Annotated in this window: 24 protein-coding genes; 11 read left to right on the top strand and 13 right to left on the bottom strand. The window is 48.3% G+C overall.

The features are described from left to right. Position 1 precedes the first annotated feature (1 nt). From pcaD to N530_RS0114860, 3 genes are all read right to left on the bottom strand, one after another. Positions 2 to 835 carry a 3-oxoadipate enol-lactonase gene (gene pcaD / locus N530_RS18330; protein WP_051541037.1) on the bottom strand — a complete coding sequence of 278 codons (834 nt, stop codon included), beginning with the start codon at positions 833 to 835 and terminating at the stop codon, positions 2 to 4. A gap of 75 nt (positions 836 to 910) precedes the next feature. Further along, on the bottom strand, positions 911 to 1,912 hold the full coding sequence (locus tag N530_RS18325) for a WD40 repeat domain-containing protein (RefSeq protein WP_051540997.1): 1,002 nt from the start codon (positions 1,910 to 1,912) through the stop codon (positions 911 to 913). After that, entirely contained in the window at positions 1,912 to 2,982 is a 1,071-nt protein-coding gene (locus N530_RS0114860; protein WP_026481339.1) for a GTP-binding protein, read from the bottom strand. Before N530_RS0114860 ends, N530_RS18325 begins: the two co-directional genes overlap by 1 nt. A gap of 117 nt (positions 2,983 to 3,099) precedes the next feature. On the opposite strand from N530_RS0114860, the gene N530_RS0114855 reads away from it, so the two are divergent. Together N530_RS0114855 and N530_RS0114850 are read left to right on the top strand one after the other, a co-directional pair. After that, on the top strand, positions 3,100 to 3,897 hold the full coding sequence (locus N530_RS0114855) for a creatininase family protein (RefSeq protein WP_026481338.1): 798 nt from the start codon (positions 3,100 to 3,102) through the stop codon (positions 3,895 to 3,897). Between the two features lie 29 nt (positions 3,898 to 3,926). After that, positions 3,927 to 4,340, top strand: a complete 414-nt coding sequence (locus N530_RS0114850) for a lysozyme inhibitor LprI family protein (RefSeq protein ID WP_081773997.1) — start codon at positions 3,927 to 3,929, stop codon at positions 4,338 to 4,340. A gap of 1 nt (position 4,341) precedes the next feature. Here the strand turns inward: N530_RS0114850 and N530_RS0114845 are convergent, their stop codons facing one another. Beyond that, complete coding sequence (locus N530_RS0114845; protein WP_026481336.1) at positions 4,342 to 4,779, bottom strand: hypothetical protein; 438 nt, start codon at positions 4,777 to 4,779, stop codon at positions 4,342 to 4,344. A gap of 202 nt (positions 4,780 to 4,981) precedes the next feature. Between N530_RS0114845 and N530_RS19110 the strand changes: the two genes are divergently transcribed. Together N530_RS19110 and N530_RS0114835 are read left to right on the top strand one after the other, a co-directional pair. Next, positions 4,982 to 5,149: a hypothetical protein gene (locus N530_RS19110; RefSeq protein ID WP_155852015.1), complete on the top strand. Its 168-nt coding sequence runs from the start codon at positions 4,982 to 4,984 to the stop codon at positions 5,147 to 5,149. A 203-nt stretch (positions 5,150 to 5,352) separates the two neighbouring features. Further along, positions 5,353 to 5,787, top strand: coding sequence for a DUF3995 domain-containing protein (locus tag N530_RS0114835; protein WP_026481335.1), 435 nt, complete (start codon positions 5,353 to 5,355; stop codon positions 5,785 to 5,787). A gap of 12 nt (positions 5,788 to 5,799) precedes the next feature. Here N530_RS0114835 and N530_RS0114830 read toward each other — a convergent pair whose 3' ends face one another. The 4 genes from N530_RS0114830 to rirA form a co-directional block, all read right to left on the bottom strand. Beyond that, positions 5,800 to 6,987, bottom strand: a complete 1,188-nt coding sequence (locus N530_RS0114830; protein ID WP_035267276.1) for a multidrug effflux MFS transporter — start codon at positions 6,985 to 6,987, stop codon at positions 5,800 to 5,802. A 131-nt stretch (positions 6,988 to 7,118) separates the two neighbouring features. Further along, positions 7,119 to 7,973, bottom strand: a complete 855-nt coding sequence (locus N530_RS0114825; protein WP_035267274.1) for an MBL fold metallo-hydrolase — start codon at positions 7,971 to 7,973, stop codon at positions 7,119 to 7,121. Further along, the gene (gene glpK, locus N530_RS0114820) at positions 7,973 to 9,469 is read right to left on the bottom strand and encodes a glycerol kinase GlpK (protein ID WP_026481332.1); all 1,497 of its coding nucleotides are present in this window, start codon (positions 9,467 to 9,469) and stop codon (positions 7,973 to 7,975) included. The genes N530_RS0114825 and glpK overlap by 1 nt, the downstream gene beginning before the upstream one ends. A 176-nt stretch (positions 9,470 to 9,645) precedes the next feature. Continuing rightward, the gene (gene rirA / locus N530_RS0114815) at positions 9,646 to 10,110 is read right to left on the bottom strand and encodes an iron-responsive transcriptional regulator RirA (RefSeq protein ID WP_026481331.1); all 465 of its coding nucleotides are present in this window, start codon (positions 10,108 to 10,110) and stop codon (positions 9,646 to 9,648) included. A gap of 151 nt (positions 10,111 to 10,261) precedes the next feature. Here rirA and N530_RS0114810 point away from each other — a divergent pair, with 151 nt between their 5' ends. Then, positions 10,262 to 11,290, top strand: coding sequence for a Fe(3+) ABC transporter substrate-binding protein (locus N530_RS0114810; RefSeq protein ID WP_026481330.1), 1,029 nt, complete (start codon positions 10,262 to 10,264; stop codon positions 11,288 to 11,290). A 42-nt stretch (positions 11,291 to 11,332) separates the two neighbouring features. On the opposite strand, the gene N530_RS18320 is transcribed toward N530_RS0114810, so the two are convergent. The 3 genes from N530_RS18320 to N530_RS0114795 form a co-directional block, all read right to left on the bottom strand. Next, positions 11,333 to 13,027, bottom strand: a complete 1,695-nt coding sequence (locus tag N530_RS18320; protein ID WP_035267272.1) for an iron ABC transporter permease — start codon at positions 13,025 to 13,027, stop codon at positions 11,333 to 11,335. Positions 13,028 to 13,168: 141 nt separating this feature from the next. Then, positions 13,169 to 14,185 (bottom strand): aldose epimerase family protein, encoded by a 1,017-nt coding sequence (locus tag N530_RS0114800; RefSeq protein ID WP_026481329.1) that lies wholly within the window; start codon positions 14,183 to 14,185, stop codon positions 13,169 to 13,171. After that, complete coding sequence (locus N530_RS0114795) at positions 14,185 to 15,639, bottom strand: NAD-dependent succinate-semialdehyde dehydrogenase (RefSeq protein WP_026481328.1); 1,455 nt, start codon at positions 15,637 to 15,639, stop codon at positions 14,185 to 14,187. The genes N530_RS0114800 and N530_RS0114795 overlap by 1 nt, the downstream gene beginning before the upstream one ends. A 220-nt stretch (positions 15,640 to 15,859) precedes the next feature. Here N530_RS0114795 and N530_RS0114790 point away from each other — a divergent pair, with 220 nt between their 5' ends. The 5 genes from N530_RS0114790 to N530_RS0114770 are packed head-to-tail and all read left to right on the top strand — an operon-like array spanning position 15,860 to position 20,712. Next, complete coding sequence (locus N530_RS0114790; protein ID WP_018688296.1) at positions 15,860 to 16,141, top strand: acyl carrier protein; 282 nt, start codon at positions 15,860 to 15,862, stop codon at positions 16,139 to 16,141. A gap of 52 nt (positions 16,142 to 16,193) precedes the next feature. Then, positions 16,194 to 17,408: a beta-ketoacyl-ACP synthase gene (locus N530_RS0114785; protein ID WP_026481327.1), complete on the top strand. Its 1,215-nt coding sequence runs from the start codon at positions 16,194 to 16,196 to the stop codon at positions 17,406 to 17,408. Next, on the top strand, positions 17,408 to 18,691 hold the full coding sequence (locus N530_RS0114780; RefSeq protein WP_026481326.1) for a beta-ketoacyl-ACP synthase: 1,284 nt from the start codon (positions 17,408 to 17,410) through the stop codon (positions 18,689 to 18,691). Before N530_RS0114785 ends, N530_RS0114780 begins: the two co-directional genes overlap by 1 nt. Positions 18,692 to 18,729: 38 nt before the next feature. Next, complete coding sequence (locus N530_RS0114775; RefSeq protein ID WP_026481325.1) at positions 18,730 to 19,758, top strand: zinc-binding dehydrogenase; 1,029 nt, start codon at positions 18,730 to 18,732, stop codon at positions 19,756 to 19,758. A 9-nt stretch (positions 19,759 to 19,767) separates the two neighbouring features. Continuing rightward, a complete protein-coding gene (locus N530_RS0114770; protein ID WP_035267270.1) occupies positions 19,768 to 20,712 on the top strand; it encodes a lipid A biosynthesis lauroyl acyltransferase in 945 nt (314 codons plus the stop codon). Between the two features lie 46 nt (positions 20,713 to 20,758). Here the strand turns inward: N530_RS0114770 and N530_RS0114765 are convergent, their stop codons facing one another. Then, positions 20,759 to 21,190 carry a L,D-transpeptidase gene (locus tag N530_RS0114765; protein ID WP_026481323.1) on the bottom strand — a complete coding sequence of 144 codons (432 nt, stop codon included), beginning with the start codon at positions 21,188 to 21,190 and terminating at the stop codon, positions 20,759 to 20,761. A gap of 149 nt (positions 21,191 to 21,339) precedes the next feature. On the opposite strand from N530_RS0114765, the gene N530_RS0114760 reads away from it, so the two are divergent. Then, positions 21,340 to 22,611: an acetylornithine deacetylase/succinyl-diaminopimelate desuccinylase family protein gene (locus tag N530_RS0114760; RefSeq protein ID WP_026481322.1), complete on the top strand. Its 1,272-nt coding sequence runs from the start codon at positions 21,340 to 21,342 to the stop codon at positions 22,609 to 22,611. Here N530_RS0114760 and N530_RS0114755 read toward each other — a convergent pair. Further along, positions 22,608 to 22,964 (bottom strand): hypothetical protein, encoded by a 357-nt coding sequence (locus N530_RS0114755; RefSeq protein WP_026481321.1) that lies wholly within the window; start codon positions 22,962 to 22,964, stop codon positions 22,608 to 22,610. The genes N530_RS0114760 and N530_RS0114755 overlap by 4 nt on opposite strands. Positions 22,965 to 23,080 lie beyond the last annotated feature (116 nt).

The following is a 23,080-nucleotide window of genomic DNA, read 5'->3' as shown; positions in this document are numbered from 1 at the left end:
ATCAGTGAACAGAAACACCATCAGGCGCTGAATCACTTGTCTCTTCTTTTAGCTCTTTCAAGAAATCCTTGAGGAGAATAGAAAAATCCTGCGGCTTCTCGATGCATGGCAAGTGCCCTGCGCCTGAAATCTCTTCATAGCGGCTGCCATCAATATGCATTGACAATTCATAAACATGTTCTGGCGTTGTCACCACATCATTAAGCCCGACAATACACATCGTTGGCGCTGTTATCACCTTGGCATCCGCCGTATAATCGGCGTCACGAATGGCCATACAGGTGCCCAAATAGCCGTCTTGCGGCTGACGCGCCAACATGTTGCGATAACCGGCAACATCGTCGCGGTTCTTTTGGCGGTATACAGACGTAAACCAACGCAGCATTGTCGCCTCAGCCAGTTCGACCATACCTTTTTCTTCAATTGAATCGATACGTTCCTGCCACATTTCAGCGGTGCCTATTTTGGCTGCCGTATCACACAGCACCAGCGCTTCAACGAGGTCTGGACGCATTTTATAGACAGCTTGGGCAATTAAACCGCCAACCGACAAGCCAACCAGCACAACATCTTTTTTCCCAAGGTGATCAAGCAGTGCGATCAAATCTTCTGCATGATCTTCTATCGTGTAAGGCGTGTCGCCAATGTTGCTCAGACCATGTCCACGCTTGTCATATGTCATGATAGACACTTCGCCGACAAAGCGCACAATCACATCACGCCAGATACGAAAATCACTACCCAGCGAATTGATAAACACCAATGTCGGTGTTCCAGTTGGTCCACCAATCTCCTGATAATGAAGTGTCACATCGTTTACAGTGGCAAATTGCATGATCATCCTTTCAGCGCGGGTGCGCTATATTTCGTCTTCAATATCAAATTCAAATTACGCATGGCAATTTTAAGCTTAGGGCTTGCCCATATCCAGCAATCCTGCCGTGCCATTTTCACGTATAAAACCAGCCATACGACCATCGGGTGAAAAGCGCACGTCAATCACCGGAGAACCATCGGCCTCCGCAATATAGCCATAGCTATCGTCTTTGCGGTCAAACAACGCGACCCCGCCAGCGGCATAACCAATCAAAACTTGCTGCGAACTTGGACGCGCGCGCACAGAACGAACAATCCCGACACCGCCCTCAAACACCGCTGCATTCTGGCCAAGAGGTCCATCGCTACCCGTGAACGGCCACGTGACCAAAACATCAGCGCCCGCAGTCAACATACTGCGCCCGTCTGCCATCCAGTCAAATGAAACCGGCTTGGCAGGATAACCGCCCATATTGCCATGCTTTTCAGGTGTCGCGATTTTCCAAATGTGAAGCGAATTTTCAAGCATCGCCGTTACGCAAAAACGGCCATCTGTGGAAAAACCAATAGCAACGTGCGACCCCTTCCATTCCAAAAACTTGGTTGTTTCAGGCTTATTGGGTGAAATTAGCAATGCGCCGCCATAGACTGCCGCACCGAGCCATTTTCCATCTGGTGAAAAGGCCAATGCACTGACAGATGATGGTGCCGTAATTTCAACAGGCTCTTCGCCTTCTTTGGCAAGATAAATGGTTTTGCCGCAAGACCATGCAACATGGCCGCGCTGTGAACAGGAAACACAATCCACCCATTTTCGGCCCGTATGGATATCGCTTATCGCACCGTCTGCGCCCAAGCGCTTTAGGTTGCCATCATCGCCAGCTGTGTAAAGCGCATCGCCTTTAGCATTGGACGCTATACCTAAAATTGCACCATCGTGCAGGCTTATCTTCTTCGAGCTGCCATCCACCGCACAAAGCCGCACAGCGCCATCGCCGCCTGCAACAGCCAACACAGAACCAATAAAGGCACAAGCCGTTGCTTGCGCTTCAAATCTATAATGAAGAACAGCGCCTGCTGCGTCGAACGGATCCATTACGCAGTCACTCTCGTCTTCATGAAGCCATCTTCAATGATATCGCGTGGCAAATTACGGCCAATAAAGACGATACGGCTATAGCGGTCTTCGCCTTCGCGCCATTCGCGTTGAAAATCACCTTCGAGCATCATGTGCACAGCTTGCGCAACATAGCGGCGATTATCGTCCTTGATATCCAAAATACCCTTCATACGAAGCATATCGATACCGAATTCTTGCCCGATCATTTGTATCCAAGGAAAGAACTTTTCAGGATCAATCTTGTCGCGTGTCACGAAAGAAAAACTGGCAACATGCTCATCGTGTCGGCTTGCATCCAGATGACCATGATCATGGTCCGCATGATCATGATCACATTTTCCGTGGTCATGGTCACAATGTTCATGATCATGACCATCGTGATCATCAAAGTCTTTTTGCAAGAAATCGGCATCATCATCCAAGATGCGATCAAGCGCAAAAGCGTTCTGCCCAAGAAGATGGTCTATCGGCACGTTGCAACGCTCGGCGCGCTCTATACGGCATGTTGGATTAATGCGCCGAATACGCGCTTCAACCGTCCGCAAATCATCATCTGAAACTGTATCTATTTTATTGAGCACAACAATATCAGCAAAAGCAATCTGCTCCTGCGCTTCAGGTGCACGGTCAATCTCTAAGAATAAATGTTTCGCATCAACAACGGTGATAATCGCATCAAGTTTGGTTTTAGCCGCAATATCTTCATCAACGAAGAATGTTTGTGCAACAGGGCCTGGGTCCGCCAAACCAGTTGTTTCAACAAGAATACCATCAAAATCGCCGGTGCGCTTCATAAGGCCAGCAAGAATACGGATGAGATCGCCGCGCACAGTGCAGCAAATACAACCATTATTCATTTCGAAAATTTCTTCATCCGCATCAACAACCAAATCATTGTCGATACCGATTTCGCCAAATTCATTGACGATAACAGCATATTTCTTGCCGTGATTTTCCGTCAAAATGCGATTAAGAAGTGTTGTTTTACCAGCACCTAAATAGCCAGTAAGCACTGTGATCGGTGTTTTTTCGTTTGAAATCGTCATGAAAGCATTCCATCCAGAATTTGAAAGTGTGATGTGCGCTTTCTCGCCTCAAAATTCAACCCTGCGACTTGGCTAATCGTTTCACCCGTGACACAAAGTACGCAAACAGGATTTGTCATGACACGCAAGATTTGGTGGAGCGATTTTTCGCCGGAAGACTTCTCAAGGATTGATGCGAACAATGTTATCGCAATCCTGCCTCTTGGTGCCACTGAGCAGCATGGCCCTCATCTGCCAATCACCACGGATTCAGACATCATGGATGGCATGCTGAATCTTGTCGTCGAGCAGTTTACCCATGATCTGGATGTGCGCATTTTCCCCGTCGAACGTGTTGGCGCATCAGACGAACATAGCCGCTTCACCGCCACACAATCTCTTTCATCGCAGCAAATGGCCGACATCATTGTTAAGCGCGGCGAAGAAGCTAACAGCTACGGCATTAAAAAACTCGTACTTGTAAACTCGCACGGCGGCAATGAACCGGCCATGTCAATCGCCGCATTAGAGCTGCGCAAACGCTACGACATGCTGGTTGTCAAAACATCATGGGGACGCTTTGGCGTGCCAGATGGTCTGTTCACAGATGAAGAAATGAAACTGGGTATTCATGGCGGCGATTATGAAACATCGCTCATGCTCGCCTTCCAGCCATCACTGGTTGATATGGCTAAGGCACAGAATTTCCAATCCAGCACAAAACTGGCACGCGAAACATTCACGCATCTAGCGCCTCAAAGCCCACACGGTTTTGCTTGGTTGGCAGGCGATTTGAACGAGCATGGTGTGGTAGGCAATGCCGCCGCAGCGACAGCGCAAAAAGGCAGAGCAGCAGCAGCGCACCAGACATCAGGCTTTATTGAACTATTAAGGGATATTCACAAAGCTGATTTAAACGACTGGATTAAGCTTTAAGCTGGCCTAACATTAACGGAGTGGGAATTATGATCCGAACTATCCTCTTTATAGCCCTTTTGGCACTCATGAGCACCATCACACCAGCATTAAGCCAAGATGTTGACTGCGATAACGCCGAAACGCAGTTCGATATGAACCATTGCTCTGGCTTGGAATTTAAAGAAGCGGACAATGCCCTCAATGAAGCTTGGTCTAGTGCGCGCGCGGCTATGAAATCCATTGATAAAAACAATCAAGAGTTCGAACCAGATGAGCCAAGCGCAGCCGACAATTTGCTAAAAGCACAACGCGCTTGGATTGATTATCGCGACGGACAATGTGCAGCAGAAACGGCTCAATATGCTGGCGGGTCAATTCAACCACTTATCCGAAACTCTTGTCTCGCGGGCATGACAAAAAAACGTACAGATGAATTACAACAAATGATCATAGATCGGTAAATTACTCATCATGCGCCGCAAAAGCGTAAATTTCGATTTTCTTGTCGCCCGTAAACTTCGCACCAACAACCTGAGGAATGCCGATCTTTTGCGTGTCGAGAACGTCCATCAGGATTGCATTGATCTGAATCGCGCTGCGTAATTCCTCAATATTCTCACGTTCTTCGCGCATGGCTTCTTCGATTTTTTCATCGCCGACAACGCGCCGCTCACCAAGTTTCACAATTTGAACTTCCTGCGGCGCGGTGAGGACACGTATCTCATTGGCAGTGTTTTTAGAATCTTTGGTGAAATCCGTAAACGCATCGGCTGCCACATTACTATCGACAGTTCTAACCGTCATTTCCTTACCCACGACAGAGGTTTCAGAAATTCCCTGCGCGTGAACAAAAAGCGGTGTGAACACAGTAAGAATTACAATGATTGCTCTTAAAGTCATTTCGGATCCCTTGCCTATTTCATTTTAAATAGAACTCACAAGTTCAAAGGACGTTCCTTCACGAAGTATATCCGCGCTGAAATGGAGATTTATTTGCAAATACTATCTGCCACCTATCCGTTATTGCATAGCTGATATCCCTAAACAGCGATTATGCACCGCACAAAAGAGAGTATCTTCTACTCAACCCAAGGAGAAGAAAATGTCTTCACAATCACGCTTTAAAAATATCGGTAATTACTTTCTCGGTGCAGCAGAAACATTCGGCCGCGCACGTTTAGCAAAAGAAATTGCGAACATGCCTGAACAGCATTTTGCAACTAAAGGCACAACGCGCGACAATGAACTGCGCAAAGTATTCGGCCTTTAATCAGATTATTTAATCAAGACAGTTACAAATCCGGTGTTGAACGAATAGTTCGATGCCGGATTTTTTGTTGTCGTAACAATATTAAATTCAGACTTGCTGGCAATATGCTTTGCCCTTGCGGCACTTTATCCAAGAGACAACATGGTCCGAAAAAACTAAGCTAAGATGATTACGAACGTAGCAGTGATTTCTGCAGAGCAATAATGACCACAATTCTAGTCCTTTTCATCTTTGTCGTCTTAGCAATCACCGCGCTTATTCATATCTATTGGGCCTTGGGCGGCCTTTGGCCCGGTATAAACGAGAAAACCCTCTCCAAAACAGTTATTGGTTCAACGGGCATAAAAGCTATGCCTCCACGCTGGGTTACCGCTTTGGTGTCTGTTGGCATATGGGGTGCTGCGATCTGGCCTATGCTATGGCTGAACTGGATACCGCACCCATTACCCAACTGGATTGTAACCGCTGGGATGTTTGTTCTAACCGCAATTTTTATAATACGCGGTCTTGGCGGCCTTCTACCAATCGCACGGCACATGAATTCCGAAGAACCGTTCGCCACTTTAAACTTGCGTTATTTCTCACCTCTCATCACCCTTTTAGGGGTGATGATGTTTTATCTGTTGTTTACAAACTAGGCACCGACTTACTCAAGCCGGCGTGACGGCAATATCACTCTTATTGAGTACAAGACGTGTGAGAACGAAGGCCACAACGGCGCAAATCGCAATCGCTGCAACCATTGGCAGTGCCGTATTGTCGAAGAACGGTGAAGCAAGCACGACCATGAGACCGCCAGCAACCATCTGCAACGTGCCACCAAGCGACGATGCCAACCCAGCCATGTCGCCGTGATCGTCCAGCGCCATTACCATTGTCGATGGTACAACAAGTCCAAGACAAGCATTGGCGAGAAACAATACGCCCACGATAACTGGCAATGTACCAAATCCAGCAAGTACCAAGCCTAACAAGAGAGCGGTAAATACCAGGAACCCGAACGTCGCCGTTGCAACAACCTTCTCCATGCCAAACTTTTCGCCAAGATTAGCCGCAAGCTGAGAACTACTAAAAAAGCCAAGAGCGTTGACCGCAAAAGCAAGGCTGAACTGAACAGGCGAAAGACCAAATTCAGACGTATAAACAAATGCAGCATTGGCAAGAAAAACGAAAAAACTCGCCATGCCAAAGCCGCCAATAAATGTCAGCCCCATGAACTTCTTATCACGCAGAAGAATACCGCAGCCGCGCATCAGTGAGGTAACATTTACAGGCACTTTATTGTCGTGAGCAAGCGTTTCAGGCAAAGCGAAAAGCGTCAATGAAAGGCTTGCAAGGGTGAGCACAGCAAGCGCCCAGAAAATGCCGCGCCACGATGCGACCTCCATAAGGACACTACCAGCCAAGGGCGCAAGCATTGGCGACACGCTAATCACCATCATGATCAATGCCATGAGGCGCGTTGCTTGGGTGCCTGTATACTGGTCGCGAATAATAGCGCGCGGCACAACCATAACAACAGCACCGCCAATACCTTGCACAAAGCGTCCAGCCAGCAGCCAGCCAATCGTTGGCGCAAGAGCGCAGCCGATTGATCCAATGGCAAAAATAGCCAGCCCAATGTAAAGAGGTTTCTTCCGGCCAACTTGGTCAGAATAAGGGCCGAAGAACAGTTGAGCCACACCAAATGCAATAAAATAAACGGTTAGTGATGCCTGTACAGCTGTCACATCTGCGCCCAGCCCCGCTTCAATTAAAGGCAGCGCAGGCAGATACATATCAATTGCTAAAGGCCCAACAGCCGAAAGCAATCCCAAGATGACGGCAAAACGAAACATATTTATTATCCAGAAACAGTGCGACTCGTGCCGCAAATTTGAACTCTATGCGCACGCTTTATCAGAGCACCCAGCAGACCTCAACAAAATGAAACAGAGCATCATGACACGGTGTGACAGGAGCTTATATTTCAAAAATCGATAACCAGTCCGTCTTGGCCAATGTGTAGGTCACCGTCATAGCTAGATGACCGTACAGCCTCTGTCCATGTTTCATCCGTGATCAAAGGATCATCGACGGGCACAAGATGATTAAGTGCAAGCACCTGCACCTGACAATCTTTCGCAAGCTTGCCCACATCGGATGCATCCGTATGGCTGGCAAACAAATGCTCTTTTAGGCGCGCACCATTGCCGACCCGCGCTGCAAGGCGCTCAACACCTTCGCTCATCATCGCTTCATGAACCAGCACATCAGCGCCATCAACAAAGGCATTAAATGCTTGAAATGGCGCCGTATCTCCAGACAAAACAATAGACTTACTGCCATCTGAAAACCGCAAAGCGTAGCTCTCTTCAATCGGCGGATGACAGTTTAAAATGCTACGCATAGACAGATCACCAAGCATAATCTCGCCTTCAGCAAGCTCATGGATCGTGACCAAGGAGGCCAAATCGACACGGCCCTCATCCTCAATGCGCAAATTAATATCAAAGGCCATCGACGCTAAAAACGCCTGCCAATAAGTATCAATGCCCTTTGGACCCCAAATGGCTACGGGTGCCTGCAATCCTGCGGTCCAAGCCGTGTGAAGCAAAGGGCCAAGCTCAAGATAATGATCTGAGTGTAAATGCGTAATCACAATTGTGCTAAGCGATTTCAGGGAATGGCCTGTGTTAACAATGCCGCGTGTAACGCCGAGCCCACAATCAACAACAATCGCCTGCCCACCCATCTCCAGCAGAGATGACGCAGGGAGGCGCAAGTTTTCAGTGGGATAAATCGCCGGACCGCCCTTTGTGCCCAAAAGTGTAACGCGCGCCATTATCGAACCGTCAAAGTGCGTGCGACCGCGTCTTTCCAGCCTGCCAATTTGCGCGTGCGTTCGGCTTCTTTCATTTTTGGTTTAAAGCGTTGATCGCGTTTCCACGTTTTTGCAAAACCTTTTTGATTAGGCCAAATGCCTGCACGCGAACCGGCGAGCCAAGCAACACCGAGCGCCGTTGTTTCCAGCACCATCGGGCGATCAACAGGCGCATTCAAAAGGTCTGACAATCGCTGCATAGTCCAATCCGACATCGCCATTCCGCCATCAACACGCAACGTTGTCTTGGCAGCTTTAGCGCCCTTCCAGTCTTTCTGCATAGCGTTCAAAAGGTCAGCCGTTTGATAACAAACAGCTTCCAACGTCGCTTTAGAAATCTCTTTAGCCGTTGTCGCACGGGTCAGGCCAAACATTGCACCGCGTGCATCAGCATCCCAATGCGGTGCGCCAAGGCCAACAAAGGCCGGCACAAGATAAACTTCTTGTTCAGGGTCAGCCTCGGCAGCCAGCTTGCCGCTGGCATTGGCCTCGTCAATAATTTGCAAACCGTCACGCAGCCACTGCACAGAGGCACCAGCCATGAAGATCGAGCCTTCCAGTGCATAGGTCGTTTTGCCATCCAAACGATAGGCGATGGTCGTCAGCAAACGGTTCTTGGATGTTACTGCGTCTGTGCCTGTATTAAGCAGTGCAAAGCAACCTGTTCCATAGGTAGATTTAAACATTCCCGGCTCAAAGCAAGCTTGGCCAATGGTCGCGGCTTGCTGGTCACCAGCAACACCGTAAATCGGAATATCAGCGCCTAAAATATCCGCATGTGCGGTGCCAAAATCTGCCTGGCAATCCAGCACCTCAGGCAAAATGGCAGCAGGAATATTGAGAATTTCGAGCAGCTTCGCGTCCCATTTATGGGTGCGAATATTAAACATCATTGTGCGTGCAGCATTGGTTGCATCTGTCACATGACGGTCACCGCCTGTGAGTCGCCAAATCAGAAAACTATCAATTGTGCCGAATAAAACAGAACCATTTTCTGCTTTCTTGCGCAGTCCGCGCACATGATCGAGCATCCAAGCCACTTTGGTGGCTGAGAAATAAGGATCAAGCAACAAGCCTGTTTTCTTTGTAAATGTTTGTTCGTGCCCTGCTTTTTTCAGATCATCGCACATATCTGCGGTTCTGCGATCTTGCCAAACAATTGCTTTATGAACTGGCTTGCCGGTTTTCTTATCCCACATCGCAACGGTTTCGCGTTGGTTAGTGATACCGATTGCAGCAATATCTGAAGCGTCAATTTTCGCGTTTTTCATCGCGGTGTGACACACCTCGACAACACCTTCCCAAATGTCTTCCAGATCGTGTTCAACCCATCCAGATTTTGGAAAATGCTGCGTGAATTCTTTTTGGCTTACACCGGCAATGCTTTGGTCTTTATTGAAAACAATCGCGCGTGACGATGTCGTTCCCTGATCAATGGCTAGAATATACTCGCCCATACTTTTCTCCCAAACTTCAAACAACGCAGCAATTTAATTCCATGCTTAACGCGCGTGTTCGCTCTCTAAATGACAACGGCACCCTAAATCTGCACGAACAATAATGCGTACATACAAAAGGTGCACAATGCTACAAGCTCTAAAGATAAATCGTTTGAAATTTTATGAGCAATTCGTCAAGGCTGACGATTAACCTGTGGCTTTTCGTCCATCATCGCCAGCAATGTAATGACCGCAGCACTTGGCTTGGCCAAATCATCAACAGAATACTTATCTAAAACCGCCATGAAAGCGTTCATCGCTTCACGCAAAGCAGATGTTAAACGGCAATTATCAATGAGCGGACAATCTGTATCTTCACGCTCAAAGCATTCAGCAATTGTAAAATTTTCTTCGGTAAGACGTGCAATTTCACCCAGCTTAATTTCAGAAGCAGGCCTTGCCAACCGAATACCGCCATTACGCCCTCTGACTGTTTCGATGATTCCCGCTGAAACAAGCGGTTGTAAAATCTTAAACAGGAATGGCTCAGACGCACCATAAACGCGGCTAATATCAGCAATACGGCTTAGCCGACCGCCACTTGATGCGCAAAACATCAATATGCGAAATGCGTAATCAGTTTGTTTTGTAAGCTTCATTAAAATGGTCTCCACAACTTAAATAGCAACCCGAAGCATAAGTTTCCAGAAAAACTTACTTCTTTCGTCAAGTTTTATTCTTGACCTTATTGACACGCAATTGGGTCGACAATAAAACATGACAAAATAAATCAAGTTAAAAGGAATAGTCATGACTTTCGCTAAAGCCGCCCTTATTGCACTCACTGCAGCAACCGCCCTTTCAGGAACTGCCCAGATGGCATTCGCAGATGGCGAATTAAACCTTTACTCATCACGCCATTATGACACTGACGAAAAGCTTTATGGCGATTTCGAAGAGCAGACAGGCATCAAAGTCAACCGTATTGAAGGCAAAGCCGACGAGTTGATTGAACGCTTGAAAAGCGAAGGCGCAAATAGTCCTGCAGATATTCTATTAACGGTTGATGCAGGCCGTATCTGGCGCGCAGAATCAGCTGATCTTTTTGCAGCCGTTGAAAGCGAAGAGCTAGAAAAGCGTATTCCTGCAGCACTTCAGCACCCTGAAAACCATTGGTTTGGCTTTTCAACGCGTGCACGCATGATTTTCTACTCGAAAGATCGCGTTTCTGAACCACCACAGACTTATGCTGACTTGGCTGACCCAAAATACAAAGGTCAAATTTGCACACGTTCATCTTCTAATATCTACATGTTGTCACTTTTGGCATCGCGCATTGCCCACGATGGTGCAGAAGTAGCAACACAATTTGCTCAAGGTCTTAAAGACAACCTAGCGCGTGAGCCTCAAGGCGGTGACACAGACCAGCTTCGCGGTCTTGTTTCAGGTGAATGTGATATCGCTGTGGCTAACTCTTATTACTTCGCACGTGCTATGCGCACAGAAGTAAAAGATCTTTCTGCTGATATCGATCAGATCGGCTGGGTTTTCCCTGATCAGGACGGCAACGGCACACATGTTAATGTTTCTGCAGCTGGCCTTTTGAAGAACGCGCCTAACAAAGAAAATGCGGTAAAATTCTTGGAATATCTCGCATCTGATTCAGCACAGCATTATTTCGCTGCAGGCAATGATGAATTTCCAGTTGTCGAAGGCGTTGAAAAATCAGCCTCTGTTATAAAACTAGGTAAGTTCAAAGCCGATGAGTTGAACCTGTCTGAGCTCGGCACCAACCAAGCCGAAGCACAGGAAATCTACAACACTGTCGGTTACAAATAAGCACGCCAAATTCGAAGGTGGCACCCTTCAATTAAGCTAGCTTTAGCCCGCGGCCTCGGTCGCGGGTTTTTTGTTTGCCTTGCCCACAATCGGCAGTGAGATTTCACTGTGGTGGCGTGGCCGAGAACCCGCGATTGTGAAACACAAAATGATAACGGGCAGCAGCCCAAACGCGACAATGATCAGCGATGGGACAGCGGCTTGCGCAAGACGCTCATCAGAAGCAAGCCGGTAGGCCTGCACAGCCAGTGTGTCAAAGTTGAAAGGCCGCAAAATAAGCGTTGCTGGCAATTCTTTCATTGTGTCAACAAAGACGATCAACAAACCGGTCAGAAGGCTGGCGCGCATGAGCGGCAGATGCACCTTCAAGAACATGCGCATACTATTTGCGCCTAGCGAGCGTGCCACCGCGTCAACATTCGGTTTAATCGCGCTCATGCCCGTATCAAACGCAGAAAGCGCTGCCGCCATAAACCGCACGGCATAGGCGAAAATCAAAATGATGATTGAACCTGACAGCAACAAGCCGCTGGAAATATCAAATTTCTCCCGCAAAAACGCATCAAGCGCATTGTCGAAAGCAGCCATTGGCACGAGCAAGCCAACCGCAATCACGCCGCCTGGAATAGCATAGCCAAGCCCTGCCAGCATTTTGGACCGCTCGGCCCAGCAGCTTGGATAAAGCCGCGACCAATAACCGACCAAAACAGCACCAATGACTGTAAACACCGCTGCAATCGACGATACGGTGAGCGAATTGGCAATGAAATGCACATAGCGCGATGTGAATGGGTTTTGGCCTGACTCAATCGCCATTTGTGTCAAAACGATCAATGGAATGAGGAAACCAAAAAGAATCGGTGCCACACAGATGACAAAAGCAAAGAAAGACTGCCAGCCTTTCAAGTGATGCGGCGCCATGGCCTCGACACGCTTACCTGCCTCATGATGTTTTGCAGCGCCGCGCTGCGCTTTTTCCAGAAAGACCAAAAACAGAGCAACAATCAACAGACAAAATGCCAGCTGAGCAGCTGCAGACCGATCACCAATCGAAAACCACGCTTGATAAATACCTGTCGCAAATGTTTGCACACCGAAATGCGCAACGGTTCCAAAATCAGCGACAGTTTCCATCAAAACCAGAATAACGCCGCCAGCGATTGCTGGGCGCGCAACGGGCAAACTAACACGTAAAAATGCAGACCATGGTCTATGGCCAAGTGTTCGCGCGGCAAGATATGCCGTCGGCGATTGGCGCAAAAATGCAGCGCGTGCGAGCAAATACACGTAAGGATACAACACAAACATCAACATAAGCGCTGCACCGCCCAAAGAGCGCACTTCAGGAAACCAATAATCGCGCGGCCCCCATCCGGTTATATCACGCAGCAAGGACTGTACGGCGCCGGGATGGTCCAATAAATCCGTATAGGCGTAAGCCAAAACATAAGCGGGAAACGCAAGCGGCAAAGCCAATAAAAACTCAAACAGTCTGCGGCCGGGGAATTGGCAAGTTGTAACAAGCCACGCCGTTGACGTGCCAATAACCGCAGAACCAAGGCCTACGAAAAAGATAAGCTGAACCGTTGCCCAAATAAAGCGCGGCATGACGGTGGTTGCCAGCCCCGCCCATGTATCAAATGTACCCGTTAACGCTGAAATGGCGACCGCAATAATCGGCACCAAACAAAGTCCGGCAAACAGGCCGACAGCTGCTTTAAATGAAAAACGACCCAACTGAGTACCAACTTAAATTGAAGAACTATAATTTCTCGCTGGAAAGTGGAGTAAATGAAACATATTTTATGGTCAACCGATCAACACCAGCGATGAAGTCGCACCAAGTTGGATAAACCAACCTCGAATTGGCTTCGCCTCTTAACTCACCTTAGAGAACCTATATATTGTGTGCTGAGTAAGCACCTCATTGGGCCTCAACACAGAAGTCGGAAAAGCAGCATTATTTATGGCATCTGGCCAAATTTGCGTTTCAAGGCAAATACCTGCCCCGAGCTCATAAGCACGGCCGTCCAAACCAGTATCTAAAACAGATAAGCCCCGACTTGCATAGAAATGAACACCGGGCTCTGTTGTTAAAACATCCATTTCCACGCCGGAAGAAGGCGCAGACACGCGCGCAACTTCAGTCAGCGGGCGGCGCGTATCGGCAAGACAAAAATTATGGTCATAATTTTTAAAGTCGCCAATCGGACGCAACACACGAAAATCATATAAAGTCTGGCTGACGTCAGCGATCTCACCGGTTGGAACAAGCGTGTCATCCGGCACAAGATAGCGCTCCGCATCCACCCTTAAACGGTGCAAACTAACATCATTACTGCCACCATCTTCAAGATTGAAATAGCTGTGATTAGTAAGATTGCAGAGCGTTGCTTTGTCGCTTTGCGCCTCAAGTTTAATACTCAGCGCATTGTCATCAGTTAAATGATAAGTGCACGTTGCGATAAGTTTTCCTGGGTAGCCCGCCTCTCCATCTTCACTTACAAGCTGAAGTTTAACGGCACTTTCGCTGATCTCAACAATGTCCCAACATTTGCTATAAAAACCATTAGGGCCGCCATGCAAATGATGAATTTCGCCTTCTGCGCGCTCCAGTTGATATTCGCGACCCTCAATCGTGCAGGTGCCGTTTGACACTCGGTTTGCGCAGCGCCCTATAATTGCACCAAAATAGACACGGTTATTTTCATAAGCCTCTAGCCTATCAAAACCAAGAACGAGCGGTGCATTGTGCCCTTGGAGGCGCAAATCCTGAACCACTGCGCCATAAGTGATTATTGACGCGGTAAGAGCGCCATTATGCAATGTGATTTTTTTGACCGGAGAACCACTTTTTGTCGTTCCCCAGTCTTTTATATTTGCTGCCTCAAGCATCACATTCCCAAACCACCAACAGCGACATATTTAACATCAAGATAATCATCAATGCCCTGATGGCCGCCCTCTTTACCAAGGCCAGATTGTTTTAATCCACCAAATGGCGCTTCTGGCGTAGCAATCACGCCTTCATTAATGCCAACGAGGCCGTATTTGAGTTCTTCCATCATGCGCCATGCACGCCCAAGATTTTGCGTATAAACAAAGCTCGCAAGACCAAAAATAGTATCATTGGCCATCGCAACCGCTTCTTCTTCTTTCTCAAATTTGAATACGGGCGCTACAGGGCCAAAAATCTCTTCTTTTGAAAACCGCATATTTTGCGTTGCGTTGGCAATCACGGTCGGCTGGAAGAATGTCTGGCCAAGTTCATGGCGTTTACCGCCAACGGTGATGTCACCACCCTTTTCAACGGCATCGCCAACCAGCTCTTCAACTTTCGCAAGTGCTGCATCATTGATGAGCGGTCCTTGAACCACACCATCCTCATTGCCTTCGCCAACTTTCATTGCGCCAGCTGCTTCAGTCAATTTCTTGACGAAGCTGTCATATATGCCCGCCTGAACGTAAAAACGGTTCGTACAAACACATGTTTGTCCTGCATTTCTAAATTTTGCAGCAATCGCACCTGTGATAGCGGCATCAATGTCCGCATCATCAAACACGATAAATGGCGCATTACCGCCAAGCTCCATCGACACTTTTTTGACCGTATCGGCAGATTGAGAAAGCAATATTTTGCCAACGCGCGTCGATCCAGTAAAGCTGATCTTACGCACCGCTTCGCTTGCACACAGCGCCTTGCCAATAGCAGCAGCATCGCCAGTCAGAATATTGACAACACCGGCAGGAACACCCGCTTGCTCTGCAATCAGCCCCCAAGCGATACCGGAATAGGGTGTAAATTCTGATGGTTTAATGATGATCGTACAGCCTGCGGCCAATGCCGGTCCAAGCTTGCGCGGAATCATCGACGATGGAAAATTCCAAGGCGTAATCGCGGCAACAACTCCCACAGGCTCCTTCATCACCATTAAACGGCGCGAAGCAATCGGGCTGGGCACAAGATCGCCATAAACACGGCGGCCTTCTTCTGCAAACCAACGCAAATAAGCAGCAGAACCACCAACTTCAGCCCGTGCTTCCGCAATTGGCTTACCCTGCTCCATCGTCAATAATTGTGCCAATGCTTCTTGGTTTTCCAAAACCAGATCATGCATTTTCAGTAAAATATTGGCACGTTCAAGCGCAGTGGTTTTACGCCATGTCTTAAAGGCTTCGACGGCCGCATCAATCGCGCGCTCAGTCTCTGCCGTCGAACAATCCGGCACAGTTCCAATGGTCGCCCCCGTTGCTGGATTATTCACAGCAATGGTTTGCCCATTATCAGCAGCAAGCCAAGCGCCATTGATGTAATTTTCTTCGCGAAGGAACTGATTACCGGTAGACATAGCATTTTCTCCCGCCAGATAAGGCATTTTTGCAGATTATTTTAATTGCATCCTTGTAAGGCAATCATTAGATGCGTCAATGAACTTTGGATTGATCGACCAGAAAGTCGTCTTGAGTCTTTTACTTGCGCGCGAAACCGTTTAGATACGCGGCAACCAAAACAATAAGTAGGCGCGCGGGGAACATTCGCGGTGCATATGAAATCAGAAGGATAACACCGTGGCAGACACGTTTAACAAAGTGGCAGACATTATTGCGGATACAAGTGAAATTGACCGCGAAACAATTACAGAAGAAAGCCACACGATTGATGATCTCGGCATTGATAGCCTTGATTTCCTTGATATCGTTTTTGCTATCGACAAAGAATTTGGCATTAAAATTCCGCTTGAAAAGTGGACGCAGGATGTCAATGACGGCAAAGTTCCAACCGAAGAATATTTCGTGTTGAAGAATCTTTGCGGTAAAATTGACGAACTCGTCGCGGCAAAATCTGCTTAATTGACAAAATCTATTTACTTGAAATGAAAATTCGATAGCCGGAGGGTCAACCATGAACGAACAGAACATGGACGGTCGTGACGTTGTAATTACCGGTATCGGAATGGTTTCGGCACTGGGTGTAGGCGCTCAGCAAAACTGGGACAATTTTTCATCAGGCGCTGCGCCTGTATTTAATAGTGAAAAATTTGCGCCCTACACCGTGCACCCTCTGCCCGAAATCGATTGGGCAGAGCAAATCTCTAGGCGCGACCAACGCCAAATGGAAGCGTGGCAACGCATCGGCACTTACACTGCCGGTTTGGCACTTGATGATGCCGGCCTAAAGGACAGCCCCGAATTTACGTCGACAATGGATATGATTGTTGCTGCCGCAGGCGGTGAGCGCGACGTTGATGTCGACACGATGATCCTTGCAGAAGCAAGCAAAGGTGAAACGGACACGAATATTATCGTCAATGAAAAATTGACGACAGAACTGCGTCCAACACTATTTCTAGCCCAGCTTTCCAATCTGTTAGCTGGCAACATTTCCATTGTGCATAAAGTAACAGGCTCCTCACGCACCTTCATGGGTGAGGAAGGCGCAGGCATTTCTGCCGTGCGCACTGCTGCGGCCCGCATTCGCTCAGGTCAGGGCACACATGCGCTTGTCGGCGCTTCGTTCAACGCTGAGCATCCAGATATGTTGCTTGGATATGAAATCGAGCATCACTTAAAGCGCGATGGCTGGACGTCTGTTTGGCAACGTGAAGACAGTGATGGCGGCGGCCTAATAACCGGTTCTGGCGGCACTTTCCTCGTTTTGGAATCACGTAGCCATGCCGAAGCGCGCGGCGCTCGTATTTATGCGACCCTAGAAAGCGTTGAGGCCGATCAAGGCAAATCAGATCAAGCTGCAACCGCTGAACGCTTAAGCGGAATTAGCAATGCGACAAAATTAGCAAATGCAAGCTACATCATTTCAGCAGCATCTGGCGCCAAGCAACGCACTGAAATTGAAAAAGAATTTCTAAATTCAACGCTTAAAGCCGTGCCAGTACGCGGCGTTGCTTCAGCCGTTGGTCATATGCGCGAAGTACAATTTCCCTTCGCCATCGCATTGGCCGCTTTGAGCCTGCATCACGAAAAACCAATTGAACAAATGGATAGCCGCTTTGAGGTTGCCATCAGCCAAAAGCCAGAGCGTGTTGGCGTGCTAAGCCTTGGATATGAAGACGCAGAAGGCGCAGCTTTTCTAACACCTGCGAACGGAGGCAAAGCATAATGTCAAAGTTCACCGATAAAAATGGTCGCCCAATCATTGCGATCACAGGCGCTGGCGTTGTTTCGTCACTTGGACGCGGCAAAAAAGATAACTGGGATAAGCTCACAAACGGCGTTTCAGGCATCCACAAAATTACCCGCTTCCCGCAAGATCATTTGCGAACAACAATCGCTGGCACTGTCGATTTTATGACGGCGCCAGAAGAAGGCTCTGCCGCCCTCACCTATACATTAGCGGAAGCTGCGGCCATTGAAGCCATCGACGAAGCAGGCATTTCGACAAGCGATTTTGGCGGCCAACTTTTCCTTGCCGCACCGCCCGTTGAACTTGAATGGCAACACCGCTTTCAATTAAACGCTGAAGGCGCTGAGCTTACACCGAGTGTTCAAAGCTATGACCGCCTGCTTCTCGCAGCAAAATCAAGTAAACATCCTTCGTTTTCAGCATCGGTTAAATTTGCGGCAACAGCGCGCCGCTTGCAGGATCGTATTGGTTCGCGCGGCCTTCCCGTCACATTGTCAACAGCATGCGCTTCGGGCGCAACGGCTATTCAAACAGGTGTTGAAGCCCTTCGCCGCGGCGAGACTGATCGCGCAATCGCTATTGGCACTGATGGTTCCGTGACAGCCGAAGCACTTATTCGTTTCTCGCTGCTTTCAGCGCTTTCAACACAAAATGACGAACCAGAAAAAGCCTCCAAGCCTTTCTCTAAAGACCGCGATGGTTTCATCATGGCAGAAGGTGCAGGCGCACTGGTTCTTGAAACACTGGAAGCTGCCACAGCACGTGGTGCAAAAATTCTGGGCATTATGGAAGGCTGCGGCGAATGCGCCGACGATTTCCACCGCACGCGATCAAAACCAGATGGATCACCAGCCATTGCTGCCGTTCGTGCCGCCCTTGACGATGCAGGCGTAACGCCAGACGAAATTGACTATATCAATGCGCACGGCACATCCACGCCTGAAAATGATAAGATGGAGTGCATGTCACTGACATCTATTTTTGGCCATAGACTTGGCGGGACACCAATATCCTCCAATAAATCAATGATTGGCCATACATTGACAGCCGCAGGCGCAATTGAAGCCGTATTTTCACTGCTTACAATTCGCAACGGCGTTCTTCCGCCTACCATCAATTATCTCAATCCAGATCCGGCTCTTGAAGTGGATGCGGTGCCAAATGAGAAGCGCGATGCTGATGTGAAACGCGTATTATCCAACTCATTTGGATTTGGTGGACAAAATGCCTGCCTTGTCATCGGGCGCGAACCCGCTTAGAGCCTTTCGTCAAACAGTAAAACAATAATAGGTGGCTAATGCGCGCGCTACAGCTTGTCGAAGACCGTAAACTTGAACTTGTTGAAGTACCGGAACCGGATGCACCGGGGCTCGGAGAAGTTCAACTACGTATTAAAGCGGTAGCACTAAACCATATTGATGTGTGGGGATGGCGCGGTATGGCTTTTGCAAAACGCAAATTGCCGCTCACCGTTGGCGCAGAAGCCTCTGCCATTGTCGAATCTGTCGGCCCAGGCGTCTCTAACTTTTTGCCAGGACAGCTTGTCTCCATCTTTGGAGCACGCACCTGCGGCCTTTGCCGCGCATGTAAAGAAGGTCGCGACAATCACTGCGAACATGTTGGCGGTGTGCATGGCTTCCATTTAGATGGCTTTGCGCAGGAACTGGTCAATATGCCAGCGCGCAATCTTGTCGCTGCCCCTCCTGGCGTTGATGAAATTGGCGCGGCTGTCTCACCCATTACTTTTGGCACCGTCGAGCACATGCTTTTTGACAATGCTAAACTTGAACCGGGCGAAACAGTTCTTGTCCATGCTGGTGGCTCCGGCATTGGATCAGCAGCAATTCAGCTTGCCAAAAAAATGGGCTGCACAGTCATCACGACCGTTGGCTCTGACGCGAAAATAGAACCAGCAAAAGCGCTCGGCGCTGATCACGTTATCAATTACCGCGAAGATCGGTTTGAAGGCGTTGTACGCAAACTGACAAAGAAAAAAGGCGTCGATGTCGTGTTCGAACATGTGGGCGCAGACACTTGGGCAGGCTCAATGCTTTGCATGAAGCGCGGCGGCAGACTTGTCACTTGCGGCTCAACATCAGGCGTTTCCACATCCATGAACCTTATGATGCTCTTCCAGCAGCAATTGCGCCTTATCGGGTCTTTCGGCTGTAATATGCGCAATATGGAAGATGCTATGCAGAAAATGGCACGCGGTATCGTGCATCCTGTTATCGACACTGAAGTTGATTTTGCAGGCATTGGCAAAGCACTTGAGCGTATGGAAACACGCGATGTGTTTGGCAAAATTATTTTACGCGTTTCCTGATAAGTACTCATGAGCTGGAAAATCCAGATATTCAAAGCCAAAACAAAGCTAAAGCATGTGCGCTATTGGCTTGAGGCAAAAGTGTCTTTTGCAATGCTGGGCGCGCTGCGTTTATTGCCAATGAAATCGGCAATGACACTCAACGCGAAATTATTGCAGTTCATCGGGCCTTACTTGCCACGCCATAAAATGGTGATTGAAAATCTCACTCAAGCCTTTCCTGAAAAGGACAGTGCGGAGATAAAAAAAATCGCACGCGGTATGTGGCGCAATATTGGGCGCCTAATTTCCGAGTATATCTTTCTTGATCAGCTTTTTGATTATGATCCTGACACAGATAAAGTCGGCCTTGTCGAAGTTGAGGGCGAAGATATTTTTCGCCGCCTTCATGCCGAAGGCAAGCCGTGCATCTTCTTTACGGGCCATGTCGGCAATTTCGAACTTCTTCCAATTTGCGCCGCAACCTATGGTCTTGAAGTAACAGCCCTTTTTAGACCGCCGAACAATCCATATATTGCAGAGCGTTTGCTCGCATCACGCACCACTGAAATGGGGCACCTTGTGCCATCAAAGGCCGGTGCTGCTTGGGGACTTGCGCGTGCGCTCGATAACGGTCAGTCGGTTGGCGTGTTGGTTGATCAAAAATTCGCGCGCGGCATTGTCAGTGAGTTTTTCGGCCGCCCAGTGCGCACAAACCCGTTGCTACCAAAACTTGCGCGCCAATTTAATGTGCCCGTATATCCTGCCCGCTGCATCCGGCTTCCCGGTGGCCGCTTCCGCTTGATTTTGGAAGAAGAACTGGTTTTGCCACGCGACGACAATAATGAAGTTGATGTTGCTCAATCAGCCCAAATGCTCAACGACGTTGTTGAACGCTGGGTCCGTGAAACGCCAGAACAATGGATGTGGCTGCATCGGCGCTGGATTAGTAAAACTGAAAATCTAAACAAATAATATGGGGCCAGCGGTCACTTATCGTCAGGCCGCCACCTTCCCAACATCAATGCTTGATAACAACGCGCATATTACGTGCGCCAACTTGGTGTGTCAGATCATAAAGCCGTTTTGCGTTCGCTGTCTTTAGGCGAACACAGCCATGCGATGCCACGCGGCCCAATCGGCTTACATAGTTCGTTCCGTGAATTGCATAGCCGCCGCGAAAAAAGATTGAATAAGGCATCGGCGAATTATCATATTTGCGCGAGTACCACATTTTATGCATGCGCTTCGGACTATAAGTACCGTGTGGCGTTCTATAACCTTTTCTGCCCGTGGAGACTTTCCAGCGGTGCATGGTTTTGCCATTCTTTTTCACCGTCATCGTCTGACTTGAAATATCCACATAGGCAACCAACTTCGCGGCCAATGATGTGCTGACACCTGATAAAACGATTGCAATCGACAATGTGATTGCGCCAAAAAGCTTCCCCATTTAACTCTCCTTAACCGAACTTAATCTTCCCCAATATTACGTTACGTCAGATTTTTAAAAAGGTCAAAAAAAGCAAATTAAGCCGTTAACGTCATCTTTTCCCTCACTTTTTTACTTGCACAATATTAAACATTAGGCAGTATATCTTCATGTTACAGCACCTATCAAAATATATAAATGATTCACGCGACGACTTAGTCGCCTTAACGCAGGACCTGGTTCGTTTCCCGACAATCAACCCTCCCGGTGATGCGTATCGGCCATGTGTCGAATATATTGCAAAGCGGTTGAAGCGATCCGGTTTTCATTGTGAGTTTTTCACAGCCGTCGATTACCCGGGCCATACCGATACATATCCGCGCATCAATGTGGTGTGTAGACGCGAAGGCAAACGTCCGGGAAAAACCGTTCATTTCAACTCCCACATCGATGTTGTTCCGCCAGGATTTGGCTGGACTTTTGATCCCTTCGGCGCAGCCGTTCATGATGGGAAAATCATTGGGCGCGGCACTTGTGATATGAAGGGGGGCTTGGCGACCTCTATTATCGCTGCCGAAGCCTATATACGGTGTTTTCCTGATTTTTCAGGTGCAATCGAAATTTCTGGCACGGTGGACGAAGAATCCGGAGGCTTTGGCGGTGTCGCCTATCTGGCTGAAAAAGGTATGTTTTCAAAGCCGCGTGTTGACCACGTCATCATTCCTGAACCACTCAACAAAGACCGTATTTGCCTTGGACACCGTGGTGTATGGTGGGCAGAAATTGAGACGCACGGTCATATCGCACACGGGTCAATGCCGTTTCTGGGCGATTGCGCCGTTCGCCATATGGGCGCTGTAATGGAGCGTTTTGAGCAAGATCTCTTTCCAGCGCTTGCACAAAAACAAACCGAAATGCCTGTGGTGCCTGAAGGCGCTCGTAAATCGACCATGAATATCAATGGTATTCAGGGCGGGCAGACAGATGGCTTTACCGGCTTGCCCTCACCCAATGTACCAGACAGCTGTAAGATGACCATCGACCGCCGCTATCTATTGGAAGAAAATGTCGAAGACGTGCGCAATGAAGTTGTCAGCATACTGGATCAGCTAAAATTGACCCGTCCTAAATTCGATTATTCATTGCGCGAACTCTGGTCTGTTGAACCAACAATGACAGACCGTGATGCGCCTGTTGTACGGGCTGTTGCAGACGCAATCCGCGATGAGTTTGGCAAAGAACCGGACTATGTAATCTCACCGGGCACATATGATCAAAAACACATTGCTCGCATTGGTCACTTGCATGACTGCATTGCTTACGGGCCAGGTGTGATTGATCTAGCGCACCAGCCAGACGAATGGATTGGCATCGAGGACATGGTGCAATCCGCCAAAGTTATGGCGAATGCAGTCCACGTGCTCTTATCACATAAACTTTAAAGTGTGCCGGATATCAGCGCGTAGATGATCAATCCCGCAACAGCAAAACCGGCATGAAATGTACAAAGCGTTATAAAAGGAAGATCTTTTGGGCCAAAATATATTTTCGAAGCAATTGTAGGCGCTAAAACCAACCATAAGAACGCAATGATCCATCCGGCAGGCAAGCCAATTAACAAGGGTACAGGAACCATAAATATGATCGACCAGACATGTTTTGCCCAGTTTCCTGCAACCGCTTTAACTGGAACACCTTTAAGCGCATTAGCCACAAATGCGGTCGCTATGCAGCCGATTATACCGCCAAGAATAATTGCTAACCATACGGATAATATTGAATAAATTGAAAACATAATCCCCTCCTAAATTTCTACATCAGACTATATATAACGTAACAATCCATGATTAGTTGCATAAAGACGGGGGTTATTGGCTAAAATAAAAGACAAGCCTTTACAAAGCCGAACCT

Source organism: Ahrensia sp. 13_GOM-1096m, from assembly GCF_000620605.1.
GTDB lineage: Bacteria > Pseudomonadota > Alphaproteobacteria > Rhizobiales > Rhizobiaceae > Ahrensia > Ahrensia kielensis.
This window is presented reverse-complemented; position numbering and strand designations above follow the sequence as displayed.

Coding starts and splice junctions, on each gene's coding strand:
- pcaD (WP_051541037.1), bottom strand. CDS start 835: ATGCAATTTGCCACTGTAAACGATGTGACACTTCATTATCAGGAGATT.
- N530_RS0114780 (WP_026481326.1), top strand. CDS start 17,408: ATGTCAAAGTTCACCGATAAAAATGGTCGCCCAATCATTGCGATCACA.
- N530_RS18325 (WP_051540997.1), bottom strand. CDS start 1,912: ATGGATCCGTTCGACGCAGCAGGCGCTGTTCTTCATTATAGATTTGAA.
- glpK (WP_026481332.1), bottom strand. CDS start 9,469: ATGGGCGAGTATATTCTAGCCATTGATCAGGGAACGACATCGTCACGC.
- N530_RS0114825 (WP_035267274.1), bottom strand. CDS start 7,973: ATGGCGCGCGTTACACTTTTGGGCACAAAGGGCGGTCCGGCGATTTAT.
- N530_RS0114835 (WP_026481335.1), top strand. CDS start 5,353: ATGACCACAATTCTAGTCCTTTTCATCTTTGTCGTCTTAGCAATCACC.
- N530_RS0114795 (WP_026481328.1), bottom strand. CDS start 15,639: ATGTCTACCGGTAATCAGTTCCTTCGCGAAGAAAATTACATCAATGGC.
- N530_RS0114765 (WP_026481323.1), bottom strand. CDS start 21,190: ATGGGGAAGCTTTTTGGCGCAATCACATTGTCGATTGCAATCGTTTTA.
- N530_RS0114830 (WP_035267276.1), bottom strand. CDS start 6,987: ATGTTTCGTTTTGCCGTCATCTTGGGATTGCTTTCGGCTGTTGGGCCT.
- N530_RS0114785 (WP_026481327.1), top strand. CDS start 16,194: ATGAACGAACAGAACATGGACGGTCGTGACGTTGTAATTACCGGTATC.
- N530_RS0114775 (WP_026481325.1), top strand. CDS start 18,730: ATGCGCGCGCTACAGCTTGTCGAAGACCGTAAACTTGAACTTGTTGAA.
- N530_RS0114755 (WP_026481321.1), bottom strand. CDS start 22,964: ATGTTTTCAATTTATTCAATATTATCCGTATGGTTAGCAATTATTCTT.
- N530_RS0114860 (WP_026481339.1), bottom strand. CDS start 2,982: ATGACGATTTCAAACGAAAAAACACCGATCACAGTGCTTACTGGCTAT.
- N530_RS0114855 (WP_026481338.1), top strand. CDS start 3,100: ATGACACGCAAGATTTGGTGGAGCGATTTTTCGCCGGAAGACTTCTCA.
- N530_RS0114810 (WP_026481330.1), top strand. CDS start 10,262: ATGACTTTCGCTAAAGCCGCCCTTATTGCACTCACTGCAGCAACCGCC.
- rirA (WP_026481331.1), bottom strand. CDS start 10,110: ATGAAGCTTACAAAACAAACTGATTACGCATTTCGCATATTGATGTTT.
- N530_RS0114770 (WP_035267270.1), top strand. CDS start 19,768: ATGAGCTGGAAAATCCAGATATTCAAAGCCAAAACAAAGCTAAAGCAT.
- N530_RS19110 (WP_155852015.1), top strand. CDS start 4,982: ATGTCTTCACAATCACGCTTTAAAAATATCGGTAATTACTTTCTCGGT.
- N530_RS0114845 (WP_026481336.1), bottom strand. CDS start 4,779: ATGACTTTAAGAGCAATCATTGTAATTCTTACTGTGTTCACACCGCTT.
- N530_RS0114800 (WP_026481329.1), bottom strand. CDS start 14,185: ATGCTTGAGGCAGCAAATATAAAAGACTGGGGAACGACAAAAAGTGGT.
- N530_RS0114760 (WP_026481322.1), top strand. CDS start 21,340: ATGTTACAGCACCTATCAAAATATATAAATGATTCACGCGACGACTTA.
- N530_RS0114850 (WP_081773997.1), top strand. CDS start 3,927: ATGATCCGAACTATCCTCTTTATAGCCCTTTTGGCACTCATGAGCACC.